This is a genomic window from Pseudoalteromonas sp. 19-MNA-CIBAN-0066 (genome assembly GCF_040308705.1).
In the GTDB taxonomy this organism is placed as follows: domain Bacteria; phylum Pseudomonadota; class Gammaproteobacteria; order Enterobacterales; family Alteromonadaceae; genus Pseudoalteromonas; species Pseudoalteromonas nigrifaciens.
Window position 1 is genome coordinate 119,519 of record NZ_JBEONZ010000002.1, and the last position, 16,345, is coordinate 135,863.

Sequence of the window (16,345 nt, forward strand, 5' to 3'; positions counted from 1 at the left end):
ATATTAACGCAAATATAAATTTATAAGCAAAGCTTACATTACACGCATGCCAGGCTCTGAGCCGTCGTCTGGGTTAAGAATGTAAATCTCTTTACCGCCAGGCCCTGCAGCTAATACCATGCCTTCTGACATACCAAAACGCATTTTTCGTGGTTTAAGGTTAGCAACCATAACAGTAAGCTTACCTTCAATATCCTCTGGAGCGTAAGCCGATTTGATACCCGCAAACACTTGGCGCGTTTCGCCGCCTAAATCAAGTGTTAGCTTAAGTAGTTTATCGGCGCCTTCTACGTGCTCAGCTTTAGCAATTTTTGCTACGCGTAAGTCTACTTTTGCAAAGTCGTCAAATTCAATTTCATCACAAATTGGCTCTTTAGCCAGTGGGCTATTAGGGTCAATGGTCACTTTTGATTCTAAGCTTTCTTTTGACTCCTCAACCATTTTATTTACTTTGTCCATTTCTACACGTTGCATTAACGGTTTAAATTTATTGATTGGGTGGCTTACTAATGCATTTTGCACGCCGTCCCATGCAAGGTCGTCATTTAAGAATGCTTCTACGTTATCGGCCATTTCAGGCAGTACAGGCTTTAAGTAGGTAATTAACACGCGGAATAAGTTAAGCCCTAATGAGCAAACTTCGTGCGCTTCTTGTTGTTTAGTTTCGTCTTTAATGAGTACCCAAGGTGCTGCGGCATCTATAAATTGGTTTGCTTTGTCGGCAAGCGCCATTATTTCACGAATTGCACGGCTAAACTCACGGTTTTCGTAATGGGCTGTAATGCTTGGTGCAGCTGCTTGAAATTCTTTAAGCAACTGGGGTTGCATAACGGTTGCGCTTAGCTTGCCATCAAACTTTTTAGTAATAAAGCCTGCACAACGGCTTGCTATATTTACTACTTTACCTACTAGGTCTGAGTTTACGCGTTGCGCAAAGTCCTCTAGGTTTAAATCAAGATCAACAATGCCGCCGCTTAATTTTGCCGCGTAATAGTAACGTAAATATTCTGGGTTTAAATTATCTAAATAAGTACGTGCTTTAATAAACGTGCCTTTCGATTTAGACATTTTTTCGCCATTTACGGTAACAAAACCGTGGGCAAATACGTTAGTTGGCTTTCTAAAGTTAGCGCCTTCTAACATTGCTGGCCAAAATAAACTATGAAAATAAATAATGTCTTTACCAATAAAGTGGTAAAGCTCAGCGTCTGAATCTGCAGCCCAAAAAGCATCAAAGTCGATACCTTTTTTATCACACAGGTTTTTAAAGCTGGCCATATAACCAATAGGCGCATCTAACCAAACGTAGAAGTATTTACCTGGTGCGTTTGGTATTTCAAAACCAAAGTAAGGCGCATCACGGCTAATATCCCACTGTTGCAGGCCATCAGTAAACCATTCATCAAGCTTGTTAGCCATTTCTTGCTGAATAGTACCCGAGTGTAACCACTCTTTTAACATGCCTTCAAATGCTGGCAGATCAAAAAAGTAATGCTCAGAGTCTTTTAAAATAGGCTCAGCACCAGACATAACCGAGCGCGGGTTAATTAAATCTGTAGGACTATATGTTGCACCACATGAGTCGCAGTTGTCGCCATTTTGATTTTCAGACTTACAGGTTGGGCACGTACCGGTTACAAAGCGATCGGGTAAAAATATGCCTTTTTCTGGGTCGAATAACTGCGAAATAGTGTGCCTTTTAATATGCCCTGCATCGTTTAGGCGATTATAAATAAGCTCACTCAGCTCTTTGTTTTCTTGGCTGTGGGTACTGTGATAATTATCAAACTTAATATTAAAGTCGGCAAAGTCGCGTTGACGCTCAATACTTACTTTTTCTACCGCTTCTTCAGGCGTGATCCCTTGCTTTTGCGCGTTAAGCATAATAGGCGTGCCATGGGCATCGTCGGCGCAAACATAATAGGCTTCGTGGCCTTGTAGTTTTTGAAAACGTGACCAAATATCAGTTTGAATATATTCCAATAAATGACCTAAGTGAGTAGGGCCATTTGCATAAGGTAATGCGCTGGTAATCAGGATCTTTCGCTGTGCCATAATCATTCCGAATTGACGGTTCCTATTAAGGAACGGATGAAAATCATTAATTTATTTACAAGCTAAGCGCTAACAACGCAACAGCTTGTGGATTTGTATTAATTGACTGGTGTTAATGCCCTGAATGTTACATAATTCCGAGGCACTTTTCATCAAAGAAACGTTATTTAATTACTATGTTTGGACTGTCGAAACTATTCTCTTCTAAATCGGTGCAAAAACAACCGATCTTTGCTGCTTTAGCCGCGTATCGTAGTGCCGCTTTTGCTGTGGGTATTGATGAAAGCTTCATTAAGAATATCACCCAAAACGACGATAAATCGCTCACTATTACTTTAATTTTGCCATTTGCTGCACAGTCGGAAATGCCAATGGTGGCAGAGCATGTTACTAACGCTCTCAAGGTGGCAGTAACTGTGTCGGCCACGGTAGAGCTTAAAGAGCCTGCAAAATTTAAAACAATTAAACATATTGTGCTTATTGCTTCAGGTAAAGGCGGGGTGGGTAAATCGACTACTGCTGTTAATTTAGCAGGCGCGCTGCACAGCGAAGGCGCAAAAGTTGGTATTTTAGATGCCGACATTTATGGCCCGTCAATCCCTATGCTTTTAGGCTTGGTAGGCGCAGAGCCCATCACTAAAGATAACAAACAGTTACAGCCTTTTGATGCAAACGGTATTAAAGCACAATCAATCGGCTTTTTAGTACCCAGCGATGACGCCACTGTATGGCGCGGGCCTATGGCATCGGGGGCGCTTAGCCAGCTACTAAATGAAACTGATTGGGGCGAGCTTGACTACCTTATAGTTGATATGCCACCAGGTACGGGTGACATTCAACTTACTATGAGCCAAAAAGTACCGGCAAGTGGCACAGTAATTGTTACCACACCCCAAGATTTAGCCTTAGCCGATGCGCAAAAAGGCATCGCCATGTTTAATAAAGTAAACGTGCCAGTGCTGGGCTTAATTGAAAATATGAGCCATTACATTTGCAGCCACTGCGGCGAGGCAAACCACGTATTTGGTAAAGATGGCGCACAAAAACTAGCACACAAGCACGGCGTTCCTGTGCTATCACATATTCCGCTTGCAATAGATATTCGAGAATACTCTGAGCAGGGCAAACTTATTGCTTGCGATAACACGGCAGCAATAAGCAAAACTTACAGCGCAGCAGCGCGGCTTATAGCCAGCACGCTTTACTATCAACAGCATCACAACTCGGTAGAGATTGTGATTACGGATGATTAATACACCATGAGACTTTCAGATACACATATTAAAGAATACCTAAACGATGGCCGTATTGTTATTGAGCCTGCACCTACAGATGAGATGATTTCGGGTGTTACTGCCGACTTACGCTTAGGTAATAAATTTAGAACTTTTCATGCACATACAGCAGCATATGTAGATTTAAGTGGCCCTAAAGATCAGCTCAATAAAGCCATGGAGTCAATCATGAGCGACGAAATTGTGCTAGATGAAGGCGAAGCATTTTTTTTACACCCAGGCGAGCTTGCACTGGCTATTACCTATGAAAAAGTAACACTGCCAGCAGACATTGTAGGCTGGCTAGATGGACGTTCATCGCTGGCACGATTAGGTTTAATGGTGCATGTAACCGCGCATCGAATTGATCCCGGTTGGAGTGGTAATATTGTTTTAGAGTTTTATAACTCAGGTAAACTCCCTTTAGCACTAAGACCTATGATGAAAATTGGTGCTATGAGTTTTGAAACACTTACAGGCCCTTGTGCTAATCCTTACAATACGCGTAAAGATGCTAAGTACAAAGATCAAAACAGTGCCGTAGCAAGTCGTATTAGCGATGACAGGTAATGATTAAATAAAGCACTTTACTCATCTAACTTATGAAGCGCATAACCCAGTAATTCAAAATATTGGTTAAGCGCTTTATTTGCAGCGTTAATGTGCTCATCATCTGGGTATATTAAATCACTACTTTTTAGCCCACTGACTAAAAAGCTATTTTTTATATGCGGGTGGCTGGCTATACAGGCTTCAAAGCAACGCGCTGCTAGCTCCTCGGGCATACTCATGTAATTCATATTTTTTGCTTTATCGTATTCAATGCACGTTTGTACAAATCGGTTTGCAGCAATGCCCTGTGCATCTAAAAACACGTTTTTGTAAAAGTCATTAAGCGTATTATTGAGCGGATGCGATAAATTAGGCGTGTTTGATAACCACAGTTTAGACGCAAAACCAAAGCGTGGTTTTGCTGCAAATAAATGCTCACTTATATGATGATCAAAAGCATGAAACCATTCATGGGCGAGCGCACCACCGCCGGCATTTTTTGCAAGTGCAAGCGTTTGGCTAGCTGCATTATAATGCGCTTGTACATGCTTTTGTCCGCCAGCACCAAACGCAAAATTGAGTTTACCGCGCAGGCCAATTGCTTTAGGTGGTAAGTGCAGTATTTGTGCTAAGTCGGCAAGCGCATCATAAATTAAATTTGCACTAATGTAGCGCTCTTCTTTGTTTACCCATTTACCTACCACCATAGATCTAAAACCGAAAGTGTCTCTTATATCGCTAAAATCAACTTGATCGTCAAAACGATAATCGGGACCTTGACGGCTAAAGCCGCGTTTTAATCTATTTTGATAGTTACGCATCGCTAATATCATTTATAAAAACTAATCATAAATTATAAGTAACGTGCTTTTACGTGAGCAGGCATGTGTTGGGTTTGTTTTTGTATTAATTCATCAAGTAAATTATAAAGTGGGGCAGGGTTTAACTGTTCAATAAGCTGTAAGCTATGTGCAACGGCCTCAAGCGTTGACAAGCTATCTGCGCGGGGAGCTTTACGTATTGTGTAACGATTTTTAGGTAAATTAGCAAAGCTTACACTTTGAAACCGCTGCAGTAGCGAGCTTAGCTGTAAAATTTTATAGGCTTTTTTCCATGTACCATCAATAACAATTAAGTGCGTAATAGGCAGTAGTGTGTTTAGCGCGTCGTTATTATCTAAATTTATAGCCTGCTCATTAGGGTAAAGTAAAACGGTTGAGCTGGCAGGTAGGGCACGAAGCTGCGCAAAGTCGTTATTACTTTCGCCTTTGATTATTTGGCAATCAGCTAGGCATAAATTTAATAATTTAGCCGTGTTTTTTGTTACTTTTTCTTCACTAGGGTGCTGTAAAATAATTACTTTTACTTTATTGTTAATAGAGGTTACAGCACTGCAAATACAAGTATTAAGTGCGAACAAACAAAAATTACACAGTGGGCGAGCCATTTAAACTACTTTTGGTGAAGGTACATTATGAGTAATTATACATTTATAAGGTAATTAAGTTGGATTTTTTTACGCTTAGCTATAGAGTGTTATAGATTAAGGTTAATTAAGTATAGATTGTTTTTAAGGGTTAAAATATGACAGAAGTAAGTATTAACGAAGCAGCATTAGAGAGTATGGAATCGTTATTAGGTGAGCAATTTGCAGCTACTCTCGACTTTTGTTGTGTGGAATTTGAGCGCTTAGGCTCAGAAGTGTTGGCCACAATAGGACAAGACAAAGAAGCGTCGGTGCGCCACGCTCATAGTTTAAAGTCGAATGCGGCTCAATTTGGTGCCGATAGCTTGGCCGCGGTAGCGGGTGAAATTGAACAAAGTTTAAATAACGATAACTTAGCTCAAGCCACTGCTGCATCAGCGCAGTTAATGACGCAAGTGACGCAATCTCAAACGCTATTAAATAACTGGTTGGCATCACGTTAAGCAGATAAGTAAAGGCGTAGGTTTAGGCATTAAACATGAATTTATTTCAGTATTAAGTTACTAAATTGACTAGTGTTTTACGTCTTTACTAAGTTATTCTAAGGGTTATTCGTGCCCTTTAGAGGTAGTAATGTCAGAAATTAAAATGAGTCATAAATTAGACGGTGTCTGTTATGACATTCGCGGCCCTGTTTTAGTCCAAGCTAAAAAAATGGAAGACGAAGGCCAAAAAGTTTTAAAGCTAAACATTGGTAATCCGGCTGCGTTTGGCTTTGATATGCCAGAAGATATGCACCGCGATATTATTCGCAATTTATATTCAGCCCAAGGTTATTGTGATTCTAAAGGGCTTTATTCGGCGCGGGTGGCTATTTATCAGCATTATCAACAACGCGGTTTATATAATTTAGATGTAGATAACATTTATATTGGCAATGGCGTTAGCGAACTGATTCAAATGGTTACGCAGGCATTGTTAAATAATGACGATGAAGTGCTGATCCCCGCTCCCGATTACCCTCTGTGGACCGCTGCAGTTAAGCTCTCTGGTGGCAATCCGGTGCATTATTTATGTGATGAAGAGCAAGATTGGTTTCCGGATATTGCTGATATAAAAAGTAAAATCACCTCTAAAACCAAAGCATTAGTATTGATCAATCCAAATAACCCGACAGGGGCTGTGTATAGCGATGATTTACTGCAGCAGTTAATTGACATAGCGCGTGAGCACAAGTTACTACTGTTAAGTGATGAAATTTACGAAAAGATTTTATACGACGGCATTACGCATAGCTCAATTGGTGCACTGTGCGACGATGTACCTATTATTACCTTTAACGGTTTAGCAAAAACGTACCGTGCTGCTGGCCTAAGAATGGGCTGGATGGTGTTAAGTGGGCGTACGTCGGTTATGAGTGACTTACGCAAAGGCCTAGAAATTTTATCATCTATGCGTTTGTGCGCTAACGTACCTGCTCAATATGCCATTCAACAAGCATTGGGCGGAGTACAATCAATCGACAACCTAATTAATCCAGGCGGGCGTTTGTATGTACAGCGTGATATAGCGTGGCGCGGGCTCAATGCAATAGAGGGTATTAGCTGCGTAAAACCAAAAGGTGCCTTATATGCTTTTGCTAAAGTAGATACCGCGCGCTTTAATATTAAAAGCGATGAGCAAATGATGTTTGATTTACTCAAAGCTGAAAAAATATTACTGGTGCATGGGCGTGCATTTAACTGGCCTGAGCCTGATCATTTTAGATTGGTGTTTTTACCCAACAAAGATGATTTAACGGATGCGATGACTAAAATGCAGCGCTTTTTTAAAGATTACCGACAAGCCTAACTTTTAAAACACACAAAAAACGAGCCAATTTAGGCTCGTTTTTACTTATGCTAAAGTTAATATAATTGCTATTAATAGGCTTTATCAACACGTACGCTGTTATCGTTTAAATACACCAGCCTTACACTATCGCCTTTGCTAAAGCGCATTGATTGGTCTTGATTTTGAACCACCATAAATTGATCGCCATTTTCAACTTGTATTAATAACTCTACTAAACGAGTTTGTTGGTAATGGCTTTTTTGCTGTTGATTATGCGCTACATTGCCGCCTATCACTGAGCCCAAAATAGTAGCAACGGTACGCCCGCTGCCACCGCCAAACTGATTACCAACAACGCCGCCAAGCAAAGCGCCGCCAAATGTTTTCCAACCATTGCTTTGATCTTGTACTAGCTCTTGCTCAGTAATATTACGCACTGATTGCACATCGCCAAATAGCACTTGTTGTACTGCTACTGCTTTATTGCGCTCGTAATTAGCCAATGCAGGTGCGCTAATTGTAAGTAATGTACACATTAATACAGTAATCGCTTTCATAATTAACTCCTATTGACTACCAGCCAAAGGTTGATTTTTCTTTCGTTTTACGAATTTCTGTTTCGTCAGCCCATTCAACTAAGCCACTTTCCATATCCATTAAACGCATGGTAAATTTATAGTATACGTCTGATTTGTCAGCATTGGATTTAACTATGCTTGATAAGTTGCCGTACAGCATATACTGCGCACCAATTTGTTTACCAAATGCCATAGCAGTCGTGGGGTTAACTAATGCATCTTCGTTTTGAAATTTAAGCTGCTCACGTATAGCTTCAACTCGGGTCATATCAACAAATCTAAATTTTCCGCTACGCAGTAACTGAGTTGAAATAGAGTCGGTGATTGATTCGGTATCAATGTGCTCGCTGGTTTTGTTTTTAATTCTTTCAACAAATACCACAGGGCGTTTATTGGCGGTCATGGTGCCAACAACCGGAGAGCTTAATAGTGAATCGGTCATTTGGCTGGCTACTTTTTGTAAATCGGTAGAGCCAAAGTTAATGTCAGTGGTTTCTACGGCTTGTGCGTCGCCATAACTAACTACCGCTTTATTTGCACAACCACTTAATACTAATACACTTAAACCAATAAGCGCGTAAGTTGAAGCTGTTTTGAATTTTTTACGTATGATCATTGTTATTTCCTTTATTCTTTAAATTCTTGCGCATCGGTAGACACTTCTCTTACTGCTAATGAGAAGGTAACTGCATCTGGGCTGGGTGCTAGCCCTGGTAATTGTGTTTGTGCAAAGCCAAATAAGGTAATTGCTTGCCAAGGGGAGTGATTACCCTTAATAACAAAGCCGTCTTTGTCGTACCAATTAAATTGATACTGTAAGTATTGCGACTTTTTATATTGGCTTGCTAAGGTAACTACCACGTCAGTTAATTGGTTTGTTTGACGTGTTTTTACGTCACTAATAGCTAGTTTCTCACCAAGCTCTGGGTTATCAACACGTAGTTGCTGATTAAATGTTTTATTACCTTGCTCAATTGCTATACCCGATGTGTCTGGTTTGCCAGCACAGGCACTGAGTATTAAAACCGCAAATAATGGCATTATGTATCTCATAATCGCTCCTAGAGTTGTACTACATGATAATTAAAGTAGTTATTTATAGAGGTTAGATAAATTAAGGTTAACCTTTGCTTACTAACGGTAAAATTTATTGGCGCTTGCGTGCCTATGGTTAATGAATGCGCGCCGCTGTTTAAGCTACTTCGCGCCACACTTATTTGATTTGGTAGCGTGAGCCAACTGCGTGTATCGGCTTGCTCAGAGGCTAAGTTATAAATGTTCGCAATTATATTCCCTACGTCTCCGGTGCTACGAGCCAGTTCGGCTCGTACTTTTTCTTTGGCGACTAAACGCAGTATTTGCCGCGCTATTCTGGCAGGTATTTGATCTTCTAACGTTTTAGCAGCCAGTGATTCTATGTGCACTAGCGGGCTTAATACTAAGTTTTGGGCATTAATACTGATGTTATTAATGCTACGAACATAGGCGTTGTCTTTATAAACTGGCATAGCTAAGCTATAAAAACGTGCATTACCGCCAGAGGTAAAAATAGGTAAACGTAATTTAAATTCGTGTTGCTTAGGCACTAAGCCTTGTTCAAATAATATAACTACTTCGCCTTGTTCAGACGGTATATTTGCTGCCTCACCAAAGCGCTTTTTAAACTCACTTAGGTCTTGATCAAAGCCTTGTTTTTTAGCAAGGCGAAGTACATCACGTTGCAAATAAATATTGTTGGGTTGTATTTCGAGTGCTTTTTTATAGTCAATGTAGGCATCATCATACTGTTTACTGCTTTGGTACAATAAAGCGGATAAATAAAAAGTATAAGCATTTTGAAAGCCATTTTTAACGTCTCGGGTAACCTTACTCATACTTGGATAATGCTGCTGCGCTTCTTTTGTAGCGGAATCTAGCGCTGCCTGATTTTGAATAAGTGCGTCTACTTGTACTTTATTAGCCCGCCTAACTTCAACTAATGCACCTTCAACATCATTTTTATATACGTAATTAAGCGCTTTATAACTATGCAGCATGCTCATTTCATAAGGGGCGGGTATATAAGTAATAGCCGAGTCGTTGGTAAATAAAGCATTACTTTGTTCAAGCCCACTACTGAGCTGAACTTTGGCAGCCTCGCGCTTGTTTTGTACTTGTTGATAAACGTTTTCAAATTGGCTTTGCGCATCGGTTTGCATATTAGCTAAGTCGGCAAGGCGCGCTTGCTCTAATTGATTAAGTAAGTAGCTACTGTGCATACTACTATTTTTAGCAATAAGCGACTGCGCTTGCGCTATGTTGTTACTCTCTATTGCTTGTCTTACAGGGGATACTTGAGTCGCATAGTCATTAAATAGATCGCTAAATCCTATGGTACTACAACCACTTAAAATAAAACAAAAACTAAATATTAAGCTACGGCGCACTGAGCACTCCTTTAAATTTACTTAATAAGATTAACATACACTCATTAAAAAAATATGTGAAATATTGTAAAAAAGCGTAGCATAACTGCCGAGCAGTGAACGAAGCGTTAATCGTATTAATATTGTAATGTTATTATAATAACTAAATCTAAAAATCATTAAATTAGCAGTGTTAACTGTACTTATTTTAGCTAAGGATTGTTTTTGAAAACAACGTTGTACACTTTAAGTGCTTTAATTGCGTTTGCCGCTAACTCTTTATTGTGCAGAATGGCGCTCGCACAAGGGTATATAGATGCATGGAACTTTACTGTTATTCGCTTACTTAGCGGGGCTGTATGTTTAGCCATTATTATGCTGCTTTATACTAATACTACAAAACGTAACGGTACGTTTAATAGCGAAATATTAAAAGATACAGGAAGTTGGCGAAGTAGTATTAGTTTGCTTGTTTATGCATTGTGTTTTTCTATCGCGTATATAGAGCTTGATACCGGCACTGGTGCACTTATTTTATTTTCCGCGGTACAACTTACTATGATTGGCTGGGGAATTTATAAAAAAGAGCAATTGAGTCTATTACAATGGTTGGCATTTATAAGCGCTTTTGCCGGTTTTGTTTATTTAATGTTGCCCTCTGCAGCAATACCTTCATTATTTGGAGCGACCCTTATGGCCATTAGTGGCATAGCGTGGGGTGTGTATAGTATACGAGGCAAAGCTTGTATATCACCACTGAGAACCTCTGCATTTAACTTTATTCGCAGCTTAGTTGCTTTGCCTATATTGCTAATAATAGGTATGGGTTATATAAAAAGTATCCGCATAGAAGGAGTGTTACTTGCATGTGCCAGTGGCGCAATAGCTTCAGGTATTGGTTACAGTATTTGGTATACGGCAATGCCAAAATTAAAAAGCACCCAAGCAGCAGTGGTGCAGCTATGTGTACCTGTGCTTGCTGCCATTGCGGGCGTGGTGTTTTTATCTGAGCAGTTAACCGTGCAATTTATAGTTGCCAGCAGTGTTATTTTGGGGGCAGTGCTGGTATTTACGCTCAATAAAAAACAGCCCTGTTAAACAGGGCTAACGTTTATTATAAAGCGCTCATAAAGCATGGGTAAGTTGGCTAAAATAGCCTCTTTGGCTAATAGGTCACTATTACTTATACACTCATGCAGTACTTGCAGACTAAGCATATTAACCAGTAATTGCGACTGCTTAATATGGCTAATATGCCAAAGCTCGGGGGCTACACCACCTAAGTCATGCTGATAAGGCCGATAAAACCCAAATAGTGCTAAGTTAGCATCTAGCCAGTCGCTCAGTGGAGCAAATGGGCCGCTTTGTTGATATTCATCGGGCGTGAGTTGCAACTGGTAATCATCACTCACTGCCGCTTTATCAAACACATCTAAATCGGTCCCTAAATGATGCCTACTTGCGCCAGGCAGTGCAGAGTAGAGCATAATGGCAATACATTTATCTATATCGCTTAAGTTATCTAATTCAACAACTTGCTGTTGTTTATTATAAACAGGGCGTGCACCTGAAAATTTAGCGTTAAAAATAGCCGCTTGGCGGTTAAAGTCACGAAAGCTGGAAGCTATTGTAAGCTCAAACCCTGCTGCTTTGGCGGCACTTTGCAGTGCTAAAAAATCATTAACAATATTGCAGTGCAAACGATGATTTTGTATTTGGGTTAAATGTGTATCACTTTTTCCTGTAATACACATTGTGGTTATTTTTTTTGAGTTCATTACGTTAGTAGGTTTTCTAAAATTTGCTCGTAAATATCGCACAGTGCAATTAAGTCATCGGTACTTACACATTCATCTACTTTATGAATAGTGGCATTGCGCGGGCCAAGCTCAATTACTTTAGCGCCGGTTTGAGCAATAAAACGCCCGTCTGATGTACCGCCAGTCGTTTCTAGATTTGTTGTTAAACCGGTTACCGATTTAATTGCCTTTACTGTGGCGTCAACCAGTGGGCCGTGCTCTGTTAAAAACGGTTGGCCGTTTACAATCCAGCTTAATTCATAATTTAAATTATGCTGCTGTAAAATAGCGTTAACGCGTTGTTGTAATTGCGTATGAGTAACTTCAGTACTAAACCTAAAGTTAAACTGTACTTCTAACTCTCCGGGGATCACATTACCGGCCCCAGTGCCGCCATTTATATTTGAAATTTGAAAACTAGTGGCGGGAAAGTACTCGTTACCGTGATCCCATACTGTTTGGCTTAGCTCAGTGAGGGCAGGGGTAGTTAAATGAATAGGGTTTTGCGCTAACTGCGGGTATGCCACATGCCCTTGTATACCTTTAACAGTTAAAAAGCCGGTAAGTGAGCCTCGGCGTCCATTTTTAACTACATCGCCTAATACATCACGAGATGAAGGCTCGCCAACTAAACACATATCTATTTTTTCACCGCGCGCTTCTAGGGTGTCAATTACCCGAGTAGTGCCGTTTATAAATGGGCCTTCTTCATCTGAAGTAATTAAAAAAGAAATAGAGCCTTTATGATCTGGATGCTTTGTTACAAAACGTTCAGTAGCAACCAGCATAGCAGCCAATGAGCCTTTCATATCGGCTGCACCGCGCCCGTGTAATAAACCATTTTCAACTAGGCCAGAAAATGGCGGGTACTGCCAGTTTTTTTCAGGGCCAGTGGGGACTACATCGGTGTGCCCGGCAAAACAAAAATGTGGCGATTGCGTCCCTTTGCGTGCCCAGGTATTTAAGGTGTCGGTAAAAAATAACGATTCGATGTTAAAGCCAACTGCTTGCAATCTATCGTTCATCATTTGTTGGCAGCCAGCATCTTCAGGTGTTACCGACTCGCGTTGTATTAACGCTTGCGCTAGAGCGATTACGTCATCTGTCATTATTTAAAAATCTCATCGTATTGTGCTGCTTTAAAACCTAAGTGGTACTCGTTGTTATTAACCAATACAGGGCGTTTTATCATTGCAGGTTGCTCAACTAATAACGGTATCGCTTTTTCTTTAGTTAAGCTTTGTTTTTCATCATCGCTTAAGGCGCGGTAAGTGGTGCCACGCTTGTTTACAAGCTGCTCCCAATCAAGTTTATCAGCAAAGTTACTAACCATACTCTCGTTTACGCCATCTTTGCGATAGTCATGAAAAGTAAACTCAATGTTGTTATCGGTTAAGTATTTTTTAGCTTTTTTTATAGTGTCGCAATTGCTTATGCCGTAAAGGGTGATCATAAATCTACTTCTTTTTAATAATAGTTAATAAAGTATCGACACCCGCATTTACCTGCGAGTGTGAAAAGTGAAATGTACCTAGGCTGTGGCCATTGAGCAAAATTAAACTTGCTAGCATAGGTGTATCAAGTTCGCGTAAATCAAAATAAGCAAGGCGTTGGCCTTTACTTATTTTGCTACCATTTAACTGAGCTATGTGGGTATGGGTAATGTGTTGCGAGCTCGCAATAGTTAAATTAATCAGTACTTTTAGGCCGTTTTTAGCTTGTAAAATAAATTCGGTGCCGGCATTTTTTGCCTGCAGCAAAGTGCCGTCAAACGGGGCTAATATTTTATGGTTGCTTAGCTGTACCATAATACCTGGGCCTAATGTGCCAAAGCGAAAAAGTGGTTCGGGGTGTTCGTTAAGTGCTATTACTTTTCCTGAAAATGGGCTAGTAATATTAATGGCATGACGAGGTAATTTATTCTGAGCTAAATAATCTATTGTTTGCGGTTTCATAAGTCACTCAAAAATTACGTTATAGCCATCTTTTTTCAAAGCGGTAATAGCTAAATCTACGGTGTGTTTTTTTACTAATATATAATCGGTATCGACTGTACTATGCAATTGTAATGCTTTTTTTGACATTAAAAGCCCGACGAACAGCAATAACTATAAGGTTATAGTATAGATCATTAACCTTAAATTAAAGTAGTAACAGCAACTAAGCTAGTTGTGGTTACGTTAGCAAAAGTGAGGTTAATTATGTTGTCCACATTTTCTGTGGGTAACTGTGGGAATTGTGGCGTATAAGTGGCTTAACGTACTGATTATAATGTTTAAAATTATTAGTTTAGAAAAGATCCATTTAGCACTTAACAGCGTATGTATTAATATTGAGACGAAACCTGTTCAAACAAAAGGCCTTAAAGTATGAGTGATTTTTTACTCGTTTAGTGCGTTTTTATGAAAATTCCATATAAAATAATTTGTGTTACACTATCATGATAACAACCAATGTTATTGGTAGTGTTGATATTATGTATGAGGAGTCATGATGCAAAAAAGTGTGATGTCGCAAGTACAAATAGGGCGTGTGTACGCTAAAAAATGGCCAATGCGAAAAGAATTAGCTCCTTTGTTTGCTGAGTTTAAAGTAATAAAGGCGACAGAGTTGGCGATTACGGTAATGCCAATATTAGCCATGCTAACGTTATTTTTTCAGTTAAATTATCTTGGCTCTGACTTTTTACCGCAAGCAATTGCAAGTGCGCTTTTTTTTATATCGCTCCCTTTACAAGGTTTGTTATGGTTAGGAAAACGAGCGCAAACCGAGTTAGAGCCTGCTATGCAACGTTGGTATAACGAGCTTTATGCTAAAATGGTGGCTAATGGCTATCAAGCACAGCGTAGCGAAAAAAAGCCCCGTTACTTGGAGCTTGAAGAATTACTTAATGATATGTTTGATAAAATGGACAAAACGTTCACTAAAGAGCAATTTTAAGCGCCTGTTGCCTTTATATGTGCGCAACAGCTATGCTTTTATCTCTTGTGAATTGTGTAATATAAAACGATAAGGTGACATTATGTTCACCTTTTTCTTCGAGTGCTAACCAGTGCTCGGGTCTGAACTTCCACGCGAATGGTGTCATCATTATTAAGTTTTTAACGTCGCTAAAGTTTAAGGTAACTTGCTCAGTGATGAGTGTTTGCGATGTTTGTGTAAACATTGCAGGTACTTCTATTTGTGTATGTTCATTAACACTTGAGTAAATATACTCTTTTAACTCTTTTAAATGCTGAGGTCCGGGGCTTGCCACTACGAGTGTTGAACCGGGTTTAGCAAGTCTTGCTAGTTCTTGAGTAAATAATGGTGCGAATACACTGACCAATACATCGGCAAAGTAGCTTTTAAAAGGGGCTTGGCTAATGGATGCCACGCTAAAGTAACAATTGCTGTAGCGTTTTGCCGCATATTTTACCGCCGCCTTCGATATATCAACCCCGTACACAGTGGCTTGGGTATTATTAGCTAAAGCTTGGGTGTAAAACCCTTCACCACACCCTAAATCAATAATATTATTAGCTGCTATATCACTAATAATTTGGCCAAGTTCGTGCTGTAAAAAGGCATAATAGTTGCGCTCTAAAAAAGCGCGCCTAGCTTGCACCATTTCTAATGAGTCACCAGGTTGTTTTGAGTTTTTTTGCTGTACAGGCAATAAATTTACATAGCCTTCTTTTGCAAAGTCAAAACTATGGTTGTTTTCACAGCGAAGCATATTAGCTGTTTTTATTAGTAAGTTGCTACACAGTGGGCAGCTATATTCAAGACTCATGAGCCTAGGTAGTCCTTATCGTAAAAAGTTTTTACCCAATGTGGGCGATAAGTGATCATAATTGTAATAGCCATACCGTTTAACATGGCTTCTGGCAGCCAAATAATAGCGCTTAAGTAAACGTAATTATCTGCTAATTGTTGCCAGCTATATTGACCAATAGCAAGATAAAATAATGCCCCTAAAGCTATTTTTATACAGGCGATAAACCCAGCCGTAATAAACGCACATACAAATATATAAACAAAAAAGTGGCGCGGTAAATACTGATAACTAACAATAAAAGCCAAGTAGCTCAATAAAATAGGAATAAATGCGCCAATAAGCAATTGCACTGGCAGTAACTCAAACTCAATTAAACCAAATGCGGCTAATAGCGCCGTTGCCAGAACACTACTTAAAATAGTTAAACGCCAACCGAGTATAAGTGTAGCTGCAGTAATACCTAAAATATGTAAATCAAGGCCCGTTAAAATACCAGCTTTAATGCGCCATAAAACAGCAAACACCAACGCACATGCAAGTACTCCTGTTTGGCGTATGGGTACATTGTAGAGTGCTTTATAGGTCGCTTTATCAATACTAAATAAGCTTATAGCGATTACAAGGGCCCAAAGTAGCCCTTGCATTGGGAGGCTAAGCATAGGG

19 protein-coding genes and 1 pseudogene are annotated in these 16,345 nt (G+C 39.8%); 6 read left to right on the top strand and 14 right to left on the bottom strand.

The window, feature by feature from the left end; all coding sequences use genetic code 11:
* Positions 1–33: 33 nt before the first annotated feature.
* Complete coding sequence (gene metG / locus AAEZ18_RS02005; protein ID WP_011327998.1) at positions 34–2,055, bottom strand: methionine--tRNA ligase; 2,022 nt, start codon at positions 2,053–2,055, stop codon at positions 34–36.
* A gap of 176 nt (positions 2,056–2,231) precedes the next feature.
* On the opposite strand from metG, the gene apbC reads away from it, so the two are divergent.
* Together apbC and dcd are read left to right on the top strand one after the other, a co-directional pair.
* Positions 2,232–3,308 (top strand): iron-sulfur cluster carrier protein ApbC, encoded by a 1,077-nt coding sequence (apbC, locus tag AAEZ18_RS02010; RefSeq protein ID WP_089368183.1) that lies wholly within the window; start codon positions 2,232–2,234, stop codon positions 3,306–3,308.
* 6 nt (positions 3,309–3,314) lie between these two features.
* Positions 3,315–3,899, top strand: coding sequence for a dCTP deaminase (gene dcd / locus AAEZ18_RS02015; RefSeq protein ID WP_011328000.1), 585 nt, complete (start codon positions 3,315–3,317; stop codon positions 3,897–3,899).
* A 17-nt stretch (positions 3,900–3,916) separates the two neighbouring features.
* Here the strand turns inward: dcd and AAEZ18_RS02020 are convergent, their stop codons facing one another.
* Positions 3,917–4,702, bottom strand: coding sequence for a CLCA_X family protein (locus tag AAEZ18_RS02020; protein ID WP_182677101.1), 786 nt, complete (start codon positions 4,700–4,702; stop codon positions 3,917–3,919).
* Positions 4,703–4,734: 32 nt separating this feature from the next.
* On the bottom strand, positions 4,735–5,328 hold the full coding sequence (locus AAEZ18_RS02025) for a tRNA-uridine aminocarboxypropyltransferase (RefSeq protein ID WP_350593707.1): 594 nt from the start codon (positions 5,326–5,328) through the stop codon (positions 4,735–4,737).
* A gap of 137 nt (positions 5,329–5,465) precedes the next feature.
* On the opposite strand from AAEZ18_RS02025, the gene AAEZ18_RS02030 reads away from it, so the two are divergent.
* Positions 5,466–5,810 carry an Hpt domain-containing protein gene (locus AAEZ18_RS02030; RefSeq protein WP_058373251.1) on the top strand — a complete coding sequence of 115 codons (345 nt, stop codon included), beginning with the start codon at positions 5,466–5,468 and terminating at the stop codon, positions 5,808–5,810.
* Positions 5,811–5,940: 130 nt separating this feature from the next.
* A complete protein-coding gene (locus tag AAEZ18_RS02035) occupies positions 5,941–7,158 on the top strand; it encodes a pyridoxal phosphate-dependent aminotransferase (RefSeq protein ID WP_011328004.1) in 1,218 nt (405 codons plus the stop codon).
* 71 nt (positions 7,159–7,229) lie between these two features.
* Here AAEZ18_RS02035 and AAEZ18_RS02040 read toward each other — a convergent pair whose 3' ends face one another.
* Genes AAEZ18_RS02040 through AAEZ18_RS02055 form a run of 4 tightly spaced genes read right to left on the bottom strand, consistent with a single transcriptional unit; the run spans position 7,230 to position 10,144 of the window.
* Positions 7,230–7,697 (bottom strand): outer membrane lipoprotein, encoded by a 468-nt coding sequence (locus AAEZ18_RS02040; RefSeq protein ID WP_086994301.1) that lies wholly within the window; start codon positions 7,695–7,697, stop codon positions 7,230–7,232.
* Positions 7,698–7,713: 16 nt separating this feature from the next.
* Positions 7,714–8,334, bottom strand: coding sequence for a penicillin-binding protein activator LpoB (lpoB, locus tag AAEZ18_RS02045; RefSeq protein ID WP_338411403.1), 621 nt, complete (start codon positions 8,332–8,334; stop codon positions 7,714–7,716).
* Positions 8,335–8,345: 11 nt separating this feature from the next.
* Entirely contained in the window at positions 8,346–8,771 is a 426-nt protein-coding gene (locus AAEZ18_RS02050; protein WP_058373255.1) for a YcfL family putative periplasmic lipoprotein, read from the bottom strand.
* Positions 8,772–8,779: 8 nt separating this feature from the next.
* Entirely contained in the window at positions 8,780–10,144 is a 1,365-nt protein-coding gene (locus AAEZ18_RS02055) for a COG3014 family protein (protein ID WP_089368188.1), read from the bottom strand.
* A 204-nt stretch (positions 10,145–10,348) separates the two neighbouring features.
* On the opposite strand from AAEZ18_RS02055, the gene AAEZ18_RS02060 reads away from it, so the two are divergent.
* Positions 10,349–11,221: a DMT family transporter gene (locus AAEZ18_RS02060; protein WP_089368189.1), complete on the top strand. Its 873-nt coding sequence runs from the start codon at positions 10,349–10,351 to the stop codon at positions 11,219–11,221.
* Here AAEZ18_RS02060 and AAEZ18_RS02065 read toward each other — a convergent pair.
* The 5 genes and pseudogenes from AAEZ18_RS02065 to AAEZ18_RS19905 all read right to left on the bottom strand — a co-directional run.
* Positions 11,218–11,901 carry a M15 family metallopeptidase gene (locus tag AAEZ18_RS02065; RefSeq protein ID WP_350593711.1) on the bottom strand — a complete coding sequence of 228 codons (684 nt, stop codon included), beginning with the start codon at positions 11,899–11,901 and terminating at the stop codon, positions 11,218–11,220. The two genes, AAEZ18_RS02060 and AAEZ18_RS02065, sit on opposite strands and share 4 nt — an antisense overlap.
* Positions 11,901–13,031: a succinyl-diaminopimelate desuccinylase gene (gene dapE / locus AAEZ18_RS02070; protein WP_350593713.1), complete on the bottom strand. Its 1,131-nt coding sequence runs from the start codon at positions 13,029–13,031 to the stop codon at positions 11,901–11,903. Before dapE ends, AAEZ18_RS02065 begins: the two co-directional genes overlap by 1 nt.
* Positions 13,031–13,375, bottom strand: coding sequence for an ArsC family reductase (locus AAEZ18_RS02075; protein ID WP_086994314.1), 345 nt, complete (start codon positions 13,373–13,375; stop codon positions 13,031–13,033). The genes dapE and AAEZ18_RS02075 overlap by 1 nt, the downstream gene beginning before the upstream one ends.
* A gap of 4 nt (positions 13,376–13,379) precedes the next feature.
* On the bottom strand, positions 13,380–13,877 hold the full coding sequence (locus tag AAEZ18_RS02080; RefSeq protein WP_350593715.1) for a PTS glucose transporter subunit IIA: 498 nt from the start codon (positions 13,875–13,877) through the stop codon (positions 13,380–13,382).
* Between the two features lie 3 nt (positions 13,878–13,880).
* Positions 13,881–13,979 (bottom strand): annotated as a pseudogene (locus AAEZ18_RS19905) (ACT domain-containing protein); the annotation flags it as partial.
* A 436-nt stretch (positions 13,980–14,415) separates the two neighbouring features.
* Here AAEZ18_RS19905 and yfbV point away from each other — a divergent pair.
* Complete coding sequence (yfbV, locus tag AAEZ18_RS02085) at positions 14,416–14,862, top strand: terminus macrodomain insulation protein YfbV (protein ID WP_011328017.1); 447 nt, start codon at positions 14,416–14,418, stop codon at positions 14,860–14,862.
* A gap of 13 nt (positions 14,863–14,875) precedes the next feature.
* On the opposite strand, the gene AAEZ18_RS02090 is transcribed toward yfbV, so the two are convergent.
* Positions 14,876–15,697 (bottom strand): putative RNA methyltransferase, encoded by an 822-nt coding sequence (locus tag AAEZ18_RS02090; RefSeq protein WP_350593717.1) that lies wholly within the window; start codon positions 15,695–15,697, stop codon positions 14,876–14,878.
* Positions 15,694–16,341 (bottom strand): energy-coupling factor ABC transporter permease, encoded by a 648-nt coding sequence (locus AAEZ18_RS02095; protein WP_041454686.1) that lies wholly within the window; start codon positions 16,339–16,341, stop codon positions 15,694–15,696. The genes AAEZ18_RS02090 and AAEZ18_RS02095 overlap by 4 nt, the downstream gene beginning before the upstream one ends.
* Positions 16,342–16,345: the final 4 nt, after the last annotated feature.